The sequence below is a fragment of the Microbacterium sp. NPDC089186 genome (assembly GCF_040685115.1).
GTDB lineage: Bacteria > Actinomycetota > Actinomycetes > Actinomycetales > Microbacteriaceae > Microbacterium > Microbacterium galbum.
On sequence record NZ_JBFBHJ010000002.1, the window covers coordinates 517,362 to 536,155 of the forward strand.

The 18,794-nt window shown below is 63.5% G+C and carries 15 protein-coding genes; 5 read left to right on the forward strand and 10 right to left on the reverse strand.

Going from position 1 to position 18,794, the window contains the following annotated elements; translation table 11 throughout:
- Positions 1-661: 661 nt before the first annotated feature.
- Genes AB0N82_RS08695 through iolC form a run of 8 tightly spaced genes read right to left on the reverse strand, consistent with a single transcriptional unit; the run spans position 662 to position 9,774 of the window.
- Entirely contained in the window at positions 662-1,531 is an 870-nt protein-coding gene (locus AB0N82_RS08695; protein WP_363390466.1) for a sugar phosphate isomerase/epimerase family protein, read from the reverse strand.
- 10 nt (positions 1,532-1,541) lie between these two features.
- The gene (locus tag AB0N82_RS08700; protein ID WP_363390469.1) at positions 1,542-2,555 is read right to left on the reverse strand and encodes a Gfo/Idh/MocA family oxidoreductase; all 1,014 of its coding nucleotides are present in this window, start codon (positions 2,553-2,555) and stop codon (positions 1,542-1,544) included.
- A 17-nt stretch (positions 2,556-2,572) separates the two neighbouring features.
- Positions 2,573-3,523 (reverse strand): sugar phosphate isomerase/epimerase, encoded by a 951-nt coding sequence (locus AB0N82_RS08705; RefSeq protein ID WP_363390472.1) that lies wholly within the window; start codon positions 3,521-3,523, stop codon positions 2,573-2,575.
- Between the two features lie 31 nt (positions 3,524-3,554).
- A complete protein-coding gene (iolD, locus tag AB0N82_RS08710; protein WP_363390475.1) occupies positions 3,555-5,450 on the reverse strand; it encodes a 3D-(3,5/4)-trihydroxycyclohexane-1,2-dione acylhydrolase (decyclizing) in 1,896 nt (631 codons plus the stop codon).
- Positions 5,451-5,467: 17 nt separating this feature from the next.
- Complete coding sequence (iolB, locus tag AB0N82_RS08715; protein WP_363390478.1) at positions 5,468-6,373, reverse strand: 5-deoxy-glucuronate isomerase; 906 nt, start codon at positions 6,371-6,373, stop codon at positions 5,468-5,470.
- A gap of 1 nt (position 6,374) precedes the next feature.
- Positions 6,375-7,895: a CoA-acylating methylmalonate-semialdehyde dehydrogenase gene (locus AB0N82_RS08720; RefSeq protein ID WP_363390481.1), complete on the reverse strand. Its 1,521-nt coding sequence runs from the start codon at positions 7,893-7,895 to the stop codon at positions 6,375-6,377.
- 14 nt (positions 7,896-7,909) lie between these two features.
- Positions 7,910-8,824, reverse strand: coding sequence for a deoxyribose-phosphate aldolase (locus tag AB0N82_RS08725; protein ID WP_363390484.1), 915 nt, complete (start codon positions 8,822-8,824; stop codon positions 7,910-7,912).
- Entirely contained in the window at positions 8,821-9,774 is a 954-nt protein-coding gene (iolC, locus tag AB0N82_RS08730) for a 5-dehydro-2-deoxygluconokinase (RefSeq protein WP_363390487.1), read from the reverse strand. Before iolC ends, AB0N82_RS08725 begins: the two co-directional genes overlap by 4 nt.
- Before the next feature lie 140 nt (positions 9,775-9,914).
- On the opposite strand from iolC, the gene AB0N82_RS08735 reads away from it, so the two are divergent.
- From AB0N82_RS08735 to AB0N82_RS08755, 5 genes are all read left to right on the forward strand, one after another.
- Positions 9,915-10,673 carry a GntR family transcriptional regulator gene (locus tag AB0N82_RS08735; protein WP_363390490.1) on the forward strand — a complete coding sequence of 253 codons (759 nt, stop codon included), beginning with the start codon at positions 9,915-9,917 and terminating at the stop codon, positions 10,671-10,673.
- A gap of 114 nt (positions 10,674-10,787) precedes the next feature.
- The gene (locus AB0N82_RS08740) at positions 10,788-11,813 is read left to right on the forward strand and encodes a substrate-binding domain-containing protein (protein ID WP_363390493.1); all 1,026 of its coding nucleotides are present in this window, start codon (positions 10,788-10,790) and stop codon (positions 11,811-11,813) included.
- A 66-nt stretch (positions 11,814-11,879) separates the two neighbouring features.
- Positions 11,880-12,989, forward strand: a complete 1,110-nt coding sequence (locus AB0N82_RS08745) for an ABC transporter permease (protein WP_363390496.1) — start codon at positions 11,880-11,882, stop codon at positions 12,987-12,989.
- Positions 12,986-13,756 (forward strand): ATP-binding cassette domain-containing protein, encoded by a 771-nt coding sequence (locus AB0N82_RS08750; RefSeq protein ID WP_363390499.1) that lies wholly within the window; start codon positions 12,986-12,988, stop codon positions 13,754-13,756. Before AB0N82_RS08745 ends, AB0N82_RS08750 begins: the two co-directional genes overlap by 4 nt.
- Positions 13,757-13,820: 64 nt before the next feature.
- Positions 13,821-14,276 carry a hypothetical protein gene (locus tag AB0N82_RS08755; RefSeq protein ID WP_363390502.1) on the forward strand — a complete coding sequence of 152 codons (456 nt, stop codon included), beginning with the start codon at positions 13,821-13,823 and terminating at the stop codon, positions 14,274-14,276.
- Positions 14,277-14,814: 538 nt separating this feature from the next.
- Here the strand turns inward: AB0N82_RS08755 and AB0N82_RS08760 are convergent.
- Positions 14,815-17,187: a hypothetical protein gene (locus tag AB0N82_RS08760; RefSeq protein ID WP_363390505.1), complete on the reverse strand. Its 2,373-nt coding sequence runs from the start codon at positions 17,185-17,187 to the stop codon at positions 14,815-14,817.
- A 183-nt stretch (positions 17,188-17,370) separates the two neighbouring features.
- Entirely contained in the window at positions 17,371-18,630 is a 1,260-nt protein-coding gene (locus tag AB0N82_RS08765) for a hypothetical protein (protein WP_363390508.1), read from the reverse strand.
- Positions 18,631-18,794: the final 164 nt, after the last annotated feature.

An 18,794-nucleotide genomic window follows, 5' to 3' on the forward strand; every position in this document is an offset into this window, starting at 1 on the left:
CGCGGCTGCCGCGTTAGCAGCACTAGGGCGCCACTCGTCCCACGAACCCACTTCATTGCGAGAAACTTCCGAGCCGCGCGGTTTGGCGCGCGCCCATCGAGCTCGCTCTCCGTGCGGTTCAGTGTGGCAGCGCGCCATCAGTTGGGGAGCAAGACCACGAGTGGTGAACCGAGATGAACAGCCGCTCGAGTGCGCCGAGGACGGTGAACTTCCTTACTGCGCGGAGTTGTCCGGCTCGAGTGCTGCGTATCTAGTCGACAACGCCCAGCAGGGAGGAACGGTCACGACCGGCTTGGGGTCGAGCGCGAGGCCCGACGCCTGCGCTCCATCGTGTCTTCACCGTGAACGAGCTGACCGATGCTCGACGACCTGACCGGGTCCGCCATGCGATCGTCGCCCGCGCCGAAGGGTTCCTCGCTCGCGACGTTATAGCGAACCTGACGGCGGGCTTCACGACCGGGCGACCGCAACAGCAGGAGTAGCCCCATCAAGAGACGCGCCTGGAGACAATCTCAGGACGGCGCCATGCACTGCCAACGCGCGGCCACGGAGGTCAATGTTCGCGGCTCGTGGCAGCGCTGCACTGCGACGGCGAATGAGCACCGCCCCCGTCCTGGTTGGAGATGGGGGCGGTGCATCCAGTAGATGAGTCAGGCAAGTGCTAGCTATCCGCTAGCTCCTTGATGCGGGCGAGCTGGTGGCGCGCTGACGCGTCCGCATTCTCGTCTTCCCCGAACACATTGGACACGATAAGGGCGTCCTCGCGGTCTAGGTATCCGCTGGCGCGAAGCGCAGAAAAGAGCTCGTTCCAATCGACGTCCCCGCGGTCGATATTGAGATGTTGGTGAACGCGTACGGCGTTCCCCGGCGGGTTCGTGATGTACCGCAGCCCATGGGAGCGGTGGTGGTCGAAGGTGTCTGCTGCGTAGACCGCGCCCAGGCGATCCCCTAGTTCCGGGATCAGTGTTCGCGCTCGGTCGCCCATGTGGAACGTGTGCGAGGCGACATAGACGAAGCCGACTGAACGCGAGTTCAGTCCCCGAATAACTCGCCAGGCCTCAAGACCGTCTTCAACGAAGTCGTCGGGGTGCGGGTCGATGTTCACGCGAACGCCTTCCCGTTCGATGATGGGAAGTAGCTGTTCGAAGGACCGGTAGAACGCGTCCTCCGACTCCTCCGGCAGCTCGGGGCGCCCAGAGAACTCGGTGTTGATGACCGGTACTCCCATCTCAACCGCGAGTTGAATGACCCGCGTGAAGTTACGAACGGCCGCCACACGCAGATGCTCGTCGGGCGACGAGATTCGCTGCACCGGCAGCAGCGCGGGGATTGTCACTCCCGCGTCGGTCGCCCGCTTTTTCAGGGCGGCGACGAGGTCATCATCTGCCTTCGGGTACCGGAAAAATGGCGCGAAGTCCACGTGCGGGGTCAGCTGCATGTGTTCGAAGCCCAGTCGTGCGGCGACGTCCGGGAACTCTAGCAGCGCGTGGGTGTGGTGGTACGGGGTGGGGTCGAGTGCGATGCGAACCATGCGAGTCTCCTCAGGCGTAGAACGCAGGTCGCTTGGCGGACTCCACCTCGATGACGCCGCCGTCGAGAGCCTTCACTCCCGCCTCGCACGCCAACGCGACGAGGTAACCGTCCCAAGCGTTGGGGCCGTCGACGAGTCGGCCGTCGCGCACGGCGTTAACCCAGCGCTGGATCTGCTGGTCATAGGCGGCGGCAAAACGGGTGGTGAAGCTCGTGTGATCCTGAACCGAGAACCGACCGTCGCGCCACTGCTGCAGTCCGGAGGGCTGGCCGATGCGCGCGATGCCTTTCTCGAACACCGCCTCCGTGCCGACCTGGTAGCCGAATTGCACGCTAACGTTCATCTCGACGTCGACGAGGACGCCGTTCTCGAGCTCCATCAGCACGAGGATCGGCTCGCGCAGATGTTCGGGCGTGAGCGTGTTGCGGCGGGGGTACTTGACCTCGACGTTCTTGATCGGAGAGCCCGCCAGCCAAGGCACCACGTCAAACTCGTGCACCACCGAGTCGGTGATGAGCATCGTCTGCGTGTAGGAGTCCGGGACGGTGGCGTTGCGGTGCACGCCGCGCACCATCACGAGCTCCCCCGCGTCACCTGAGACAACCAGGTCGCGAAGCGCCGCATACTCGGGGTCGAAGCGGCGCATGAAGCCCACCTGAATGTGCGGGCGGTCAAGCTTCTGCTCGAGTTCGAGGATGCGCGCGGACGATGCGGAGTCGGGCGTGAGCGGCTTCTCGCAGAGGATGGGCAGGCCTGCCGCGAGCGCCGGCTCCAGCACCGGGGCGTGGAAAGGGCCGGGTACTGCGATGAGGACGGCATCCACAGCGCCGGCGTCGATGGCATCCTCGATCCGGGCGAACGTTGCCGCGCCCGGGGCTCTCTCGGCCGCCGATGCCGCGCGCTGGGCGTCGGGCTCAACAACCGAGGAGACGACGGCGCCGCTGATGCGGTGCGTGATGCGGGCGATGTGGTCGGCGCCCATGAGGCCGGCGCCGACGACGCCGACGCGGAGGTCCTGGCTCATGTGTTGATGCTCCTGTGTCAGTGGATGCGCGCGAGGTGCGTGCAGCCGAAGATGTGCTCGCGCGTGCGCTGGGCAATGGGGAACGGGTAGTCGACGTCGCAGCCGTACATGTCCTGCTCGACGATGGCGAAGATGTCGGGGTCGATTGCTGCGACCGCTTCGATGATTGGGGCGAGGTCCGGGACACCGTGGGGCGGCTCAATCATGATGCCCTGGGTGACAGCGTCCGCGAACGGCACATCGTTCTTGAGCACATCGAACAGGAGCGAGGTGTCGACCTGCTTGAGGTGCAGGTAGCCGATGCGATCAGGGCGATCTTGAATCAGTTTGACGTTGTCGCCGCCGTAGTAGGCGAAGTGGCCGGTGTCCAGGCACAGGTTGGTGTAGCGCGGGTCGGTCTCATCGAGAAATCGCAGCACCTCACGGGTGGTCCCCACGTGGCTGTCTGCGTGGGAGTGAAACTGCTGCTTGACCCCGAACTCCTCGAGCAGCGCCTTGCCGAGTCGGTCGTGGCCGGCCGCGAGCTTGCGCCACTGGTCGTCGTCAAGGGTGCGCGCTTCGAGTACCTCACTGGTGGCGTCGCTGCGCCACAGGTCAGGAATGACCACGAGGTGCTCGGCGCCGAGCTTGGACGCCAGCCCCGCCACCGCCAGGGCCTGGTCCCATGCGCGCTGCCACTGGTCGTCGCCCTTATGAAAGCCGGTGAAGACGGTACCCGCCGACAGCTTGAGGCCGCGCGCGCCCAACTCGTCCTCGAGCTGGTGCGCGTCGGTTGGGAGGTAGCCGTAGGGTCCTAGTTCGATCCAGGAGTAGCCCGAAGCAACGACCTCGTCGAGGAAACGGCGCCACGGTACCTGCTTGGGGTCGTCGGGGAACCACACTCCCCAGGAGTCGGGGGCGGTACCGATACGAAGGCCGGGGTTGTCACCGGCGACGGCGCGGGCGGGCGTGTTGGCGATGTCAGTCATATCTCTCTCCAGTGAGTGAAAAGGGGCGGGGTCAGCCCAGCAGCGGACGCTGGTGAGCTTGCTTCTGCTCGTATTCGTCGCGGGCGCGCTGTGTGCTGTCGAGGGTGGACACCTGCGGCACGGGCACGTCCCACCATCCGTCGCCATCGGGGGCGTAGATGAGCGGGTCGCTGTTGATGTGGATAAACGTCGAGGTCGTCGACGTTTTCGCCGCCACAAGCGCCGCGGACAGGTCTTCGATGGCGCTGGGTCCGGGCTCGATCTCGACGACGTCGAGACCATAGCTGCGGGCGTTTGCCGCCAAGTCCACGGGAAGCACCTCGTCCCCTTGGAAGTTGCGCGCGGCGTCGTCGTAGGTGCGGTACCAGGTACCGAAGCGTTCGGATCCGACAGTCTCAGACAAGTGCCCGATCGATGCGTATCCGTGGTTCTGGATCAGCACGACGATGAGCTTGATGCCCTCGGCGACTGCGGTCACCAATTCGGTGTTGAGCATCAGGTACGACCCGTCACCGACCATCACGATGACGTCGCGGTCGTCACCGTCCGCTAGCAGGCCGCGCTTGGCTCCAAGCCCGCCTGCAATTTCGTAACCCATGCAGCTGAAGGCGTACTCGACGTGGTATCCAAGCGGGTCGCGCACCCTCCACAGCTTGTGGAGATCACCGGGGAGGGAGCCGGCCGCCTGTACGACGACATCTTTCGGACCGCTGGCGCGTTGAACGGCGCCAATGATCTCCGGTTGGCCTGGCAGGGCGAGCTGAGACGGCTCGAATGCACGATCCACCGCGGCATCCCACGCGCTCTTCTCTCGCGCGACGCGGTTGGAGAACCCAGGAGGCACCTCGTAGCCGTCAAGGTCGATAAGTAGTTCTCGTAGCGTCTCGCGAGCGTCCGCAATGACGGGAACCTGGCTGCCGTGCTTATACGCGTCGAATGCCGCGACGTTGATATTGACGAAGCGGACCGACGGGTTTTGGAAGGCCGTGCGCGACGCCGTGGTGAAGTCGCTGTAGCGCGTACCTATACCAATGATCACGTCGGCCTCAGCAGCGGCGCGGTTCGCGGCGAGCGTTCCGGTAGCGCCGATGCCTCCGAGGTTCTGGGGGTGATCCCACGCGAGCACTCCGCCACCCGCCTGCGATGTGCCAACGGGGATGCCCGTCGCTTCCACCAACTCCCGCAGCAAGTCTTCCGCGCCCGAGTAGAGCACGCCACCGCCGGCGACAATGAGTGGCGCCTTGGCGGCGCGGATAGCAGAGACGGCACGGGCGAGCGGGCCGCGCTCCGGCAGCGGGCGGCGAATGTGCCATTCGCGTTCCTGTAGAAACTCGATGGGGACGTCGAGGGCTTCAGCCTGCACGTCCTCGGGGAGGGAGATGGTCACCGCACCTGTTTCGGCGGGATCGGTCAGCACGCGCATGGCCGCGAGAGCGATCGAGTAAAGCTGTTCCGGTCGCTGGACGCGGTCGAAGAAGCGCGACAAAGGACGGAAAGCGTCGTTGACGGTGAGCCCGATGTCCCACGGCTGCTCCAACTGTTGGAGCACCGGATCCGCCACACGCGTCGCAAAGGTGTCGCTGGGAAGAAGCAATGCAGGTAGCCGGTTCGTCGTTGCCAGGGCCGCTCCGGTCAGCATGTTCGCAGCTCCGGGGCCGACAGACGCCGCAGACGCAAAGGTCGCACGGCGCCGATGCATGCGTGCGTATCCCACCGACTGATGCACCATGGCCTGCTCGTTTCGGGCTTGGTAGTAGGGCATGAGCTCGGGTCGTTCGACGTTCGCCTGCTTGAGTGCCTGGCCGATGCCGGCGACATTGCCGTGCCCGAAGATGCCGAACATCCCGGGGATGGTTCGTTCGCGGATGTCACCGTCGACGGTCCACTGGTTGGCGAGGAATTCAATGAGCGCCTGGCTGACGGTCATTCGCCTGGTTGCTGACATCAGTGTCGTCCTTGCTGGTTCGTGTAGGGCAGGCGGTCGTCGAATGCCTGACCGGTCCAAGTGTCGCGGACCCATGCATGCGCGGGGTCGTCGCTGATGCGCCACTGCCGTTCCGGGTCGGGGCCGGCCATGACGTTGAGGTAGTAGAGGTCGTATCCGGGGGCGGCGACCGCCGGTCCGTGGTATCCGTAAGGAACCAGGGCGATGTCGCCCGTGCCGACGCGGGCGTTGATGTCGATCTCGCCGGCCGACGACGAGTAGGTGGTAAACATCCCAAACGCGTCCTCACCGCGGCCTCCCCGCACCGGGGCGGATTCGAAGTAGTAGATCTCCTCAAGGCGCGACTCGTGACCCGGAACGTGCTCGTCGTGCTTATGGGGAGGGTACGACGACCAATTCTCCGCGGGAGTAATCACCTCGCAGACGATTAGCCGCGACGCATCCAGGCTCTCGGGGGTCCCGAAGTTGTGCACCTGACGACTGGAGCGCCCCGCGCCGCGGAGTTCGACGGGGGTCTGCGCGGCAGCGACGTACTGCCACGGACGCGCCTCGTTCGTCGGAGCCTCAGCGACCGCGAACTTCCCCTCGCCCTCTACGGTGGCGGTAGTGCCGGTGGGCAGATACAGGACGTCGGTCGGCCCATCGAACACGGAACGGCGCCCGTGAAGCCGGGTATGCCATTCGCCAGGGTGATGACGGTGGGTGACCACGAACGAGCCAGCCAGGGGCACGATGATGCGCTCGACGCCCGTGTCCGATAGCTCGAGCGCATCGTGTTCGCGGAGGTCGCCGATACGGATGCCGGTGTATTTCCATCCCGGCACCGAATCGTTGATGACGCTCTCCCATCCCGGCTGGGCGAGGACTCCGCGCGGGTAGAACCAGCGCTGCGGGTCGTTGCTCACGTCAGTCGTTCTGGGGGAAGCCGAGGTTGATCCCGCCGTGGGTGGCGGGGTCGAGCCAGCGGCTGGTCACGGCCTTCTCGCGGGTGAAGAAGTCGAAGCCGTGCACGCCGTAGGCCTTCGCGTCGCCGAACAGACTCTTCTTCCACCCGCCGAACGAGTGGTAGGCGACGGGGACGGGGATGGGGACGTTGATACCGATCATGCCGACCTCAACTTCGTTCTGGAAGCGGCGCGCCGCTCCCCCGTCGTTGGTGAAGATGGCGGTGCCGTTACCGAACTCGCCGCTATTGATCAGTTCCACGCCCTCGTCGTACGAGGCGACCCGCACGATCGATAGCACGGGTCCGAAGATCTCCTCGGTGTAGGCGCGGGAGGTCGTGGGCACCTTGTCGAGCAGGGTGGGGCCGAAGAAGAACCCGTCCTCGTGACCGTCGACGGTGTACCCGCGGCCGTCGACGACAACGGTGGCCCCGTCGGCTTCGGCGATGTCGACATAGCTCGACACCTTGTGGCGGTGCACGTCGGTGATGAGCGGCCCCATGTCGGGTTCGACCCCGTCGACACCGGCACCGTTGCCGATACGCAGATCTGCGATGCGCGCGGTGATCTTTTCAATGAGTTCATCGGCGACGGACTCGACGGCGAGGACGACGGAGATCGCCATGCAGCGCTCGCCCGCGGCACCGAATCCGGCGTTGATGGCTTGGTCGGCGACAAGGTCGAGGTCGGCGTCCGGAAGGACCAACATGTGGTTCTTCGCTCCACCCAGGGCCTGCACGCGCTTGCCGTTCTTCGACGCAGTCTCGTAAATGTACTGCGCGATGGGGGTCGAGCCGACGAAGGAGATCGACTGCACATCGGGGCTGTTCAAAAGCCCATCCACGGCGAGCTTGTCTCCCTGAAGCACGGTGAAGACACCGTCGGGGAGTCCGGCCTCCTTCCACAGCTGGGCGAGCCAGAGCGCGGCGGATGGGTCCTTCTCGCTGGGCTTGAGGACGACCGCGTTGCCCGCGGCGATGGCGATGGGGAAGAACCACATGGGCACCATGGCGGGGAAGTTGAACGGGCTTATAATGCCCACGACACCGAGCGGCTGCTTGAGAGAGTACACGTCGATCCCGGTGGAGGCGTTCTCGCTGAACGCGCCCTTGATGAGGTGCGGGAAGCCGGTGGCAAGCTCGACGACCTCCTGGCCGCGGAGGATTTCGCCCATCGCGTCGGAGCGGACCTTGCCGTGCTCGGCGGTGATGATGTCGGCGAGCTCACCCTTTCTCGCGTTGAGGAGTTCTCGGAAGCTGAAAAGAACTGTCTGACGCTTGGCGATGGAGTACCGGCTCCACACCTTGAACCCGTGGGTGGCGGAGGCGATCGCCTCGTCGATTTCGTTCTGGTCGGCCAAGGCTACGTGCGCTTGCACTGCCCCGGTGGCGGGGTTGTAGATGGGGGCGGTGCGGCCGCTGCGCGAGGGCCGTTCGGCTCCATCGATCCAGTGGGAGACGGTGCGAATGTCGATGATGCTCATGATGGTCCTTGATGTCAGTGGGAGACGGCGTCGGGGATGGGGTGAACGAGTGCGGCTGCGGTGTCCACAGCGCGGGCGACGTCACCATCCGGTGGGTAGAGAAGTGTGCGTCCCACGGTGAGGCCACGCACACCCGGGAGGGATAATGCGTCCTCCCACGAGGCGAACGTTTCGTCTGGGTCGACGCCTGCATCTCCACCCAGCAGAAGTGTCGGAAGCGTTGTGGATGCCATGACTTGCTCCATGTCGTCCACGACCGGAAGCTTCATCCAGGTGTACGCCGATGACGCACCAAGACCCGCGGCGATGGCGACAGACAGAATCACGGCGTCCGTCGACAAGTCGTTGACGATGCGTCCTTCCGACCAGGTACTCATGAACGGTTCGAGCATGATCGGCAGCTCCGCAGCCGCGGCGCGCGTAACCGCATCGGCGGTCGCCTGAAGCGTAGAGGCGGTTCCAGGATCGGCAAGGTTGACCCGCACGAGCGTTTTGGCGAAGTCGATGCCCGCCTGGACCATCGCATCGACCGTGTAAGCGCCATATCGGTCGTCCATTTCGAATGACGCGCCGCGCAGACCACCCCGGTTCATGGAGCCGACCACGATCTTGCCTTCGAGCAGACCCAAGGCAGCGAGATCGTCGATAATGTCCGGCGTGCCGAGAACGCCATCGACCCCAGGGCGAGCCAGCGCGGTTGCCAGCCGGTCGAGCAGGTCGTATCGATTCGCCATCGCCGTCGGATTCGATCCGACCCCAAGCGCCCCACGGGCGGGATGGTCTGCAGCGATGATGAAGAGACGCCCGTCGCCTCCCAAGAGATCCCGATGCTTTCGACGAGAGAGAGCATGCGTGATGAAATCAGGCTGGGTTGCACGGATATCGCGGAGACGTTCGAAGTCGTCTGCGGTCAAGGTCAGGCCGGTCATGGGCGGACCCCCTCTAGGCGAGCGAGTACCTCAGCCTCGTGTGGCATTGCTGTCGAGCATTCGCGACGCGAGGCAACGATGGCACCGGCGACGTTCGCGAAGCGGAGGATGCGTTCGAGCCCCCACCCGGAGAGCAGTCCGTGGCACAGCGCCCCGCCGAATGCGTCGCCTGCTCCCAGACCGTTGACCACGTCGACGAAGTGGGGCGGTACCTCAACGACCTCGTCGGCCGTTTTGGCGAGGACACCGCGCGGCCCCTGCTTGACAATGGCGAGCTCAACGCCGCGTTCAAGCAGAGCATCCGCAGCGCGGTGCGGGTCGGTCTCAGCCACCGCGATCTCACATTCCTCACGGTTCCCGACGGCGACCGTCACATGCTGAAGGGCTTCGGCGACACGCTCAGACGCCTGCGTGGGAGACTCCCAGAACATCGGACGGTAATCGAGGTCGAGAATGGTGTGCTCCCGGCGGGCGCGGCGAGACCATGCTTCAAGATGCGTTCCATAACTCGGCTCCTGAGTGAGGCCGGTCACCGTGGCCCAGACGATGCGGGCCGATCCGAAGTCGATCTCGTCGAGCTGCTCTGAACCGATGTTGAGGTCCGGCGCCTTGGGCTCGCGGTAGAAGTAAAGCGGGAAGTCGTCCGGGGGAAAGATCTCGCAGAACGTCACGGGCGTCGGAAAACGGTCATCCACAGCAACCGCGCGGTCGTCAACTCCTAGCCGCTTCAGTTCCTCGCGTAGGTAACGCCCGAAAGGATCGTTCCCCGTCCTGGAGACGAGCGCGACGCTGTGGGAGTAGCGAGCCGCCGCGACGGCGACGTTCGCCGCACTGCCGCCCAGGTATTTTCCGAATGTCGTGACCTGTTCGAGGCCAACGCCATCTTGAAGAGGGTAGATGTCGACGCCCAGCCGCCCCATGACGATGACGTCGTGTGTTGATGTGGTCATACTCCGCTGTACAACTTCCTCGCTAGACCAGACTATGTCCTAACAATAACACATGGCGACGGCTCGGCCACAAGAGTCAAAATCGACTTCGAGGTGACAAAGTCGCGACGCTGTAACATTGTTGGAACATAGGAGGTCCCGTGACTACTGACGTGCACTGGCCGGCGCAGCTCTTCGACGACATCGATCGCACGGGACCAGTACCGTTGTACTTCCAGGTGTCCTCGCGGCTCGAGCAAGCCATCCGGTCAGGCGCAATCCCCCCTGGCGCTCGCCTCGAGAACGAGATTGCTATCGGGGAGAGACTCGGCCTCTCCAGACCGACAATTCGACGCGCCATCCAGGAGCTGGTGGACCGCGGCCTGCTGGTCAGACGACGCGGGATCGGCACCCAGGTCGTCCAAGGGCAAGTGACGCGACAGGTCGAGCTGACGAGCCTGTTCGAAGACCTGCAGTCCACTCAGCACGCACCAGGAACGACCGTTCTCGAGCATGAGGTCATTCCTGCCCCCGCCAACGTCGCCTCTCATCTGGGCATCGCCGAGGGCGACGAAGTTCTGCACATTCGACGCCTACGAACAGCAGACGGCACACCCGTCGCCATCCTCCAGAACTTCTTCCCCGCACAGACCACCGACCTGAGCCGTGACGAGCTCGAGGAGCGCGGGCTCTATCAGATCCTTCGATCACGAGGTGTTGCCATTCGCATCGCCAATCAGCGGATCGGGGCCCGCCGAGCTCACGACGACGAGGGCAGCCTTCTCGAGATCGACAGGGATGGCCCCGTCCTCCTCATGGAGCGAACGGCATTCGATAACGCGGGACAAGCCATTGAGTTCGGCCTACACATCTACCGGCCAGACCGCTACAGCTTCGAAACGACGTTGGTCGCAAAGTGATCCGCTGTTTGTCATGACATTAGGTTGACAGCATGACGTGACCGCCCTACGCTCTGGCTCACCAACGAAGGTAAGCCGGAGCTCGTGCTCCGCGCACGAAAGGATCACGACGTCGTGACACGTAACCACAGCACCCGATCGGTCGCCGCGCTCGCGGTCGCCGCAGCTGCCATCCTGGCCCTGTCCGCCTGCTCGGCGGGCGGAGGTTCCACGGACACCTCAAGCAGCGGACTTGAGAGCGGCTACGGCGCACGCGCCGAGAACCGCTCCGCCTACTTCTTCACGTACTACAACCCTGCGAGCGATTCGTTCTGGGCACAGATCCTCCAGGGCGGAGAAGATGCGGCTCAGCTCGGCGGATTGAACCTGACCCACCAGACGGCTGAAGGCGACCCCGACAAGATGGTCGACCTCGTGCAGACCGCTATCGCGACGAAGCCGTCACTCATCTTCATGCCCTTCAACGAGGGGGAGAAATGGGTCGGCGTGGCCTGCGACGCCCACGATGCGGGCATCACCGTCGTGGCGTACAACGTCCCAGCACCCGAGTCCGCTGCCGACTGCGTCTCGGGCTTCGTCGGACAGGACTTCTTCGAGGTCGGCCAGATCGTCGGGACTCGCCTCGTGAAGGACGCCGGACTGTCTTCGGGCGATAAGGTCCTCCTCCCCGCCGAGGAACCGGAGCAGAACTACGCCGTGCAGCGCGGCAGCGGAGTACAGAAGGCACTTGACTCCGTTGGCGCGAAGGGCGAGTACCTCCGCACGTCCGGCAACGATGAGGAGGCGCTGAACGCGCTCACATCGTGGCTGACCGCCAACCCCGATGTGAAGGCCGTCGCTCCCCTGGGCGGAACACCGCACCGCAACATCGTGGCGGCTATGGATGCCGCCGGCGTCAAGGTTCCCGTGGTCGGCTTCGACACCTCCCCGCAAGTTGTCGCTGGCATCAAGAGCGGCGACATCATCGCCACCGCGGACCAGCAGGGCTACGTGCAGGGCTTCCAGTCGGTCACCGAAGGCGTTCTCTACCTTGACTTCGGCCTCTCCCCCTCTGTCATCAATTCGGGCGGTCAAGGGCTGATCGACAGCACGAATGTCGGGCTCCTCGAGGACGACGCGCTCAAGGGCGTCCGGTTCTGACCTGGTGTGGGGCCGCTTCCCGTCGGCCCCACACCCCACATCACACCCACTTCGAAAGGCACTTCCATGCCCAACCCCGTCGACGAGCGGCCATCCACCGATCCGCCGTCCGAACACGTTCTTACCGCCCCCGCCCCGACCGAAGCTGTGATCACAGGCCGCCGCCTGCGCGATAATCAGCCGCACACTTTCGGCGAAAAATTCCGCGACAACCTCCGCTACAGCCGCGGGCGCGGCGCCTTTGAAATCGGCATCATCTTCGCGTTGGTCCTGATTGGGTTCATCGTCGCGGGAACAATCGCTCCCGCAGCATTCCCGTTCTTGTCCGCCAGCAACCTCTCTGGCGTCATCTCCCAGTCCATACCCGTTCTCGCCCTCCTTGGAATCGCCGCGGGCATCCTCATGGTCGCCGGCGAATTCGACCTGTCACTCGGCGCCAACATTGGCTTCACCGCCATCATCTTCATCAACGTGTCGGAAGCCACGAGCTGGCCAGTCGGCATCGCTGCAGGGCTCGCGGCCTCCACGTCCATCGCCCTCATCAACGGGCTGATCGTCGTACTCACCAGAATCCCTTCGTTCATCGCCACTCTCGGCATGGGATTCTTCTGGGTTGGCGCAAGCATCTTCGTCAACGGCACATCCCCGGCCATCCTCGTCGACGCAAAGGACGACACCCTCACCACTTTGTTCGCGGGGGACTTCGGATTCTTCCGCGCTCAACTGGTGTGGCTCGTTCTCATCGGGGCGCTCGCATGGCTCTTCCTCCACCGGCACAAGCTCGGCAACCACATCTACGCGGTGGGAGGCAACCCGTCGGCGGCAAAGGCCATCTCCATCAAGCCCACCAGCGTTCGGCTGCTGGCCTTCGCAGTCTTCGGCCTCCTTGTGGGATTCGCCACCATCCTCATCTCGGTTCGCACCGGGTCGATGCAGCCAGGAAGCACGGACGACTACACCCTCATGGCGATTGCAGCAGCTGTAGTGGGCGGCTGCTCGCTGAACGGCGGACGCGGATCCGTCATCGGCATGGTGATCGGTGCTGCACTCATTCGCCTCATCGAAAACGGCCTCATCCTGGCCAAGGCCCCCGGCTTCTACATCCAGCTGTTCGTCGGGTTGATCATCGTCGTCGCTGCAATCTTCAACAAGCTCATGGAAGGGAAAGCGTCATGACCGATGATTACCTGATCCGCCTCGAGGGAGTCACGAAACGATACGGCGCCAACACCGTCCTCAAAGATGTCTCGTTTGACATCGGCCGCGGCGAGGTCGTCGGACTTCTCGGCGACAACGGCGCCGGCAAATCCACCCTAGTGAAGATTATGTCTGGCGTGGTTCCAATGACGGAAGGGGCCTACTACTGGGGAGGGGAAGCAGTACCCCACGTGACGCGCCCGGTCACGGAGGGCCTCGGCGTCGAGACAATCTTCCAAGACTCCGCGCTCGTCCCCCAAATGTCGATCACCCGCAACATCTTCATGGGGCGAGAGATCACGAACGCCCTCGGCTTGATGAAACTCAAGCAAATGGATGAGATCGCGACGGAAATTCTTGACACCGTGGTCACCATCGAAGGCATAAAGAGCTCAAAGCAGCTCGTGTCCTCGCTATCCGGGGGTCAGGCACAAGCGGTAGCTATCGCACGCGCCGTTCATTTCAAGCGCAGCCTGCTGATCCTGGACGAGCCGACCTCCGCACTCGCCGTGAGGGCAACGGAGGCGCTGCTCGACTATCTACGGCACCTCAAGTCAGAGGGCGTCAGTTCCGCGCTTGTCACCCATAACCTGCATCATGCGTATCAGGTGTGCGATCGGCACATCGTCATGAACCACGGACAAAAGATCCTCGATGTCCGACGCGAGGACACTTCAGTGGAGGAACTGACTGCTGCGGTAGTCGGAGGCAAGCTTGGCTTGGAACGCCTGCGCGCACAGGCCTGATAAGACGTGAACAACCGGGGCGGTTGGCCGAGAGCTCAACCGCCCCACCAGTTGTCCAACGGGTTTGACCGCCCGTCAATGGGTCGACCTTGTTTACCTCTGTTCCAATAAATCGACGCCCTCTGTCACGGCGGCGGATGTTCGTCGGATTTCCGCCCTAGCCGGGGACTCAGAGCTCAAGCTCCAACCACGTGTCAAGCGTGGCTGGACCCGCCTGAGCGACGATCAGCGGGCCGAAGTAGCGCGTCGCTACGAATCGGGCGCCACCACAACCCAGCTCGCAAGAGACTACGGTGTCGCCAAGTCCACGATCATCGGTATCCTCCGTGACAAGGACGTCGTGGTGCGGCGCCAACCGCTCACGCCCGAGCAAGTGAGGGAAGCAGCCCACCTCTATCGGGATGGGCTATCGCTCTCACAAGTCGCTACGCAGCTCGGCGTGAACCAGGAGACAATGCGGGTCGCGATCATCAAGGCCGGCGTCGCTCTGCGCGAGCCCACGAAAGCCAACCAAGCGTGAGCCGAACTTGACGAACTCGGTGTCTGTGCCCGCGCAGTGCGCCACTTACTCCGCCTCATCGAGAAACGCGACCACTTGTTCCGCATAGTTCGCGTAGGTGTCGCTGTGCGCGCTGCCGGGCCATTCTCTCCAAGGGCCGTCGTATCTGGGCACGGTGAACCGCGAACGTGCGGGGGTGGATCCCTCTCCTACGAAGGGCGATTGCCACTCGGAGAATTGGTCGAGAGTGATGTCGATCGAGTACAGAACCCCCTCGTGTCCGTCGCAGAACTCAAGCCACGCGTGCCCGGACGGCGAGGATGCCTCGCCCGCGGTTACGAAACGCCATGATCCGAGGTCACGATGAGCTAGCACCTCGGCAACTGCGATCGAAGCGTGTTCGCACCACACTGCCGGAAAGATTGACTTCGCGTTGCGCCACGGTTCGGCTCGCATAGCCAGCATCGCCCTCCGCGCCTCCAGCGCTGTTGTCCGCACTCGGTCGAAATCCATACTCATTGCGGTGTTGCCACACGCTCGCGACGACAGTGGAGGTTCGTCATCGCTTCCGCTTCTTTTTGCCGGGGTTGAGTCGCTTCGTCGCTCGTCGCGCCGACGGCGGCACTGGACGCCCCATCACCTCGACAGGGATGAGTCCCATCTCAGTCGCCAGTTCATCGAGCTCAGCATCGACAGCGGGACGCCGGTTGTCATATCGCACGGAGCGAATCGCTCCTCGCTCGTCGACCAACACCATAAGCGCGCGGTCGGACTGTATCTGGTGCTTCTTCGTGATCCCATACGTCGCTAAGTGCTGGCTCGCGAACGCTTGCGGCAGCTTGGCTGGTTGCGATCCGACGAAGAGCGCGGGGTAACCCCAAGCTCCGGCGAACGACACGAACGACGTGTGCGGTTGCCCGTCCTTCTTGGTTGACTCGATGACGTTATCAATACCCCGCACAACATCTTCCTGCGCTTCGTCCGCGAGGTTCAGAAGGTCGGAAGCAAAGCGAAACCAGCCCGGCTTCCGGCCATCCTGTAGGAAGTCCACCAGCTCAAGCACTGCGGGATGAGAGCTGAACTCCGGCTTGGGCGCTTCCGCCTGGCTGGATCCCTCACGGAAGTAGACCCAGGCATCGAGTGGATCGGTATGCGTCATGACTCGTGTCGGGACGGCCTGACGACGGTGCCGACGACGATCTTTCGCAGTTGGACGGCGCACTCCGAGGAATTCCTCGCTCACGCGGTCCGGGTCAGGCTCGACATAGAGCTGCCCCGAGAGGAAGAGCATGAAGAGGTCGAGCTCGTCTATGGCTGCAAAGTTGAGCGAGACATCCGACTCCGTGCGTCGTCGGAGGTAGAGCAGGAACTCCGCCGGACGGTCAACGACCTCAGCGACGATCGCGAGGTCGTGGAGCGAGACGATCCAGGGAAAGCGGTCGCTCTTGAGGACGTCCGCTCGCACGAGCTCGTCCAGGGCTGTCGCAAGCGGGCCCATGTCATCGAGGCAGACAGCCACTGACCGTATTTCCCGGATCGAGGTGAGATCAAGCCATCGTTGGTTCTCGTCCCACAGGCCTCCGTTGGTCCGTATGAGGCGTTCGAGCCGAAGCGCCTGTTCGGTCGCGTCCCCGACCGTCGCACGCAGATCATTCGCGAGACGCTGCACGTGTCCCCCGCGTGCCTGACTAGAGACGCTCCTCCCCTTCACTTCGACGCAGATGGCAACGTCTTCCACGAGGAACAGTGCATCTGCCTCCGTCTGCTCTGCTATCGACGTGATCTTGACGGCGTTGGCACCCAGCTGCGTGACATCGATACCCGGATTGGGACGAAAGTACTTCAAGTTCACGTAGGCAGCACTCGTGCCGAACAGCGTCTCTAGGTGCTCGACTGCGAGTTGCTCGCTGACCGCAACACGGCGCTTCTCGTAGCGCTTCCATTTCGCCGCGTCAGTTTTGACGGTCGCTTCGACGACCTGTCGAAAGCAGTCCGTTCCGATCGGAACGTTCAATGAGATGTAATTGCCCTCGCCGTCAACGACGAGTGCCGCGTTACGGAAGGGGCTGTTGCCGGCGAGGTAGGACTCAACCGTTGCAACCGGATCCGATGGCGCTCCGAACGGAACGCTGAATCGTTGAAGCACCTGTTCCACTCGCCCAAGCTCCACGTTGGAGGCAGCTGCGATGTCGGAAGCAGTGAACGCGGCGCGCTTACCGGGGAAGAACATGAGATCGTGCACCGCAGCGCGGCCCTGCTCGATGCGATCTTCCGGCTGTTCTGCCCGTCCACTGTCCGACCACTCTTGTGCGATCTCGCCGAGAGTGTCTCGTGCGGCGAAGAAGCGGTCAAGGTACACCTCTCGTATCGCGGTGCGCACAGCGATGAAGTCCTCGTAACTGAAGCCAAGCGAGTCGAGCAGCAGATTGCCAATGTGTTCAGTTCCGAACAGTGCTTCGTTCATCGCGTCGTGCACATGCGCATACTGCTTGAACTTCACATTGATGTCATGGCCGACGTATGTGGCAGCAAGACTGGTGAGGGGCCCGTACTTTTCGTCCCGCCCCTCCGACAGCAACATGAACTGTCCGACGCTGAGCATCACATCGCAGCGATCGTGGAAGTCGGCGATCGCCGCCGCCGGATTCGCCTTCCTCGTGTCAGCGCCATCCGGCGCACGTTCACCGCGAGAAAGCAAGATGAGTGCGATCAACTCAACTGCTGCGGGTCTCTGGTCTGCAAGACTTTCGCGATACCCGTCAAGCACAACCGGAGTCTCTCGGAGCCGCATCAGCTCGATGACGTCGAAAGCATCGGCCCGCTCAACGACCTCGACTATCGCGGTGACGTTTTCGCGAATGACGTCCGGGCCCCGCGCGGCGTAGTCGAGCAGCGTCTCCCCCGGGCGTAAACCGGAGATCGCCGAAGCCATATTCTTCAAGGCTGCCTCGACGCCCTCGTCATCTGCCGATATCACCCTCGCCGACGGGATTCCCCTACTTGCCACCGATGCTCCGCTCTCTCTGCGCAACACGGTAGGGCATCAGTCAGACATCGTCGCTCGGGTGTGTCGGCCCGCGAACGGCGGCTCCGAGTTCGTCGGACTGCGCGCCGACTAATCGTCCCCTCGGAGGTACCGTTTACCCGCGACGATGTACGCGTGGATTTGCTGGGCAGAGGTCGTGATCGATCCTTCGCCGCGGCGCCGCACGATGCTGAAGAACGCACCCTCCACTTTGCCCTCCGCGATTGCGCCATGGACCAGGTAGGGCTGCATCTCGCTCGGCTGTTTCGGAACATAGATCGCGAGCACACTATCGGTCGCGGTCACCGCGAACTTCTCGATGAGAAGCCCATCGACCGGCGGCACGATGCGGGCATCGAGCAGCTCGTGAATCTGCGCGGTGTTTAGAACGGAGTCCGCGACCGGGGTGAGACTCCCGATCGTGTTGGCTCCGCCAGGTGCCTCCTTGTATCCAATGACGAGGACGGCATCGACATCTCCGTTGGCGAATCGAGCAACGTCCTGCGCAAGCTCGACCTTCGCCTTCTTGCCTGTGTCACCAGGCGCCGAGATGGGGTGCATCTGGGTCTTGACCTCGAGATAGTCGGACTCCTCTTCGCCGATGAGCAAGTTGAAGTGGCCACCCCGCAGCAGGTTGAGCACTCCGGCGGCGTCAAGAGGGCCTGTCCGCGTTGCGCTGAGATAGTCCGCCATGGCTGCGGCGCCGTCCATCAACGTCGCCATGGTGACGTGATCGTCGGTAGCGATAGAGACCTTGACGTCGTGCGCCATGCCTGCCAGAGATTCGATTGTCTCTGCGCGGAAGCGTTCGGACCACTCTTCGCCTTCGGGCCAATGGGACAGTAACTCCTCCGGAGTTCCGCCGCCAGGAAGGGTGAAGCTGACTCCGGCAACCCGGCACCCATATGCGGCGGCGATGCGTTCCAGCCTGGCCGCTATCTCCGCTTCCGTCTCGGCGGGTTGAGCTGGATACCGCTGCGTGACGATGGCTACCACCACGTCGTCGACGATGTCTACGTCGTAACGACCGTCGATGTCGTAGACGTCTTCGTCGATTGGAGGAGGCGTCCGGTCGACGATAAGTACGGTGCCGTAGTAGTTGCCTGCGACCGCTCGCCCGAGACTACCGACGTTCACAAGCCGGAGCTGCGACTCTGCGGCGATCAACGGCCCGTGCTTGATGCGGTCGATCGTCCAGGACCCCTTGTTGATACCGAGGTCCCTCGACCGTTCCACGACAGCGTCCGTCACATCCGATGGGAGGCGCCGCTCCTCGTGACCCTCCTCGTCGTAGGTGATGACGTAGACGTCGAGGCCATTCGGCTGGGGTGAGGGCGCAGAATCAGTCATGAGCACAATTCAAGCGCGGGCGGGTAGGCGGCGCGATGCATCTTCTACGTCGGCTTGCGTAGCTCTGTGCCGTTGGCGGGTACGCGGGGTGCGCGGGCTAGTTCGCGACTAGACGTCGAACACGTCTGTCCGACGTAACATGGGCGCTATTCGTGTCGGTTGGG

Excerpts from the sequence above, each read along its gene's own strand:
- AB0N82_RS08745 (WP_363390496.1), top strand. The coding sequence starts at position 11,880 with ATGCCCAACCCCGTCGACGAGCGGCCATCCACCGATCCGCCGTCCGAA.
- iolC (WP_363390487.1), bottom strand. The coding sequence starts at position 9,774 with ATGACCACATCAACACACGACGTCATCGTCATGGGGCGGCTGGGCGTC.
- iolD (WP_363390475.1), bottom strand. The coding sequence starts at position 5,450 with ATGACCGTCAGCCAGGCGCTCATTGAATTCCTCGCCAACCAGTGGACC.
- AB0N82_RS08695 (WP_363390466.1), bottom strand. The coding sequence starts at position 1,531 with ATGGTTCGCATCGCACTCGACCCCACCCCGTACCACCACACCCACGCG.
- AB0N82_RS08705 (WP_363390472.1), bottom strand. The coding sequence starts at position 3,523 with ATGACTGACATCGCCAACACGCCCGCCCGCGCCGTCGCCGGTGACAAC.
- AB0N82_RS08765 (WP_363390508.1), bottom strand. The coding sequence starts at position 18,630 with ATGACTGATTCTGCGCCCTCACCCCAGCCGAATGGCCTCGACGTCTAC.
- AB0N82_RS08760 (WP_363390505.1), bottom strand. The coding sequence starts at position 17,187 with ATGGCTTCGGCGATCTCCGGTTTACGCCCGGGGGAGACGCTGCTCGAC.
- AB0N82_RS08750 (WP_363390499.1), top strand. The coding sequence starts at position 12,986 with ATGACCGATGATTACCTGATCCGCCTCGAGGGAGTCACGAAACGATAC.
- AB0N82_RS08700 (WP_363390469.1), bottom strand. The coding sequence starts at position 2,555 with ATGAGCCAGGACCTCCGCGTCGGCGTCGTCGGCGCCGGCCTCATGGGC.
- AB0N82_RS08720 (WP_363390481.1), bottom strand. The coding sequence starts at position 7,895 with ATGAGCATCATCGACATTCGCACCGTCTCCCACTGGATCGATGGAGCC.
- AB0N82_RS08725 (WP_363390484.1), bottom strand. The coding sequence starts at position 8,824 with ATGACCGGCCTGACCTTGACCGCAGACGACTTCGAACGTCTCCGCGAT.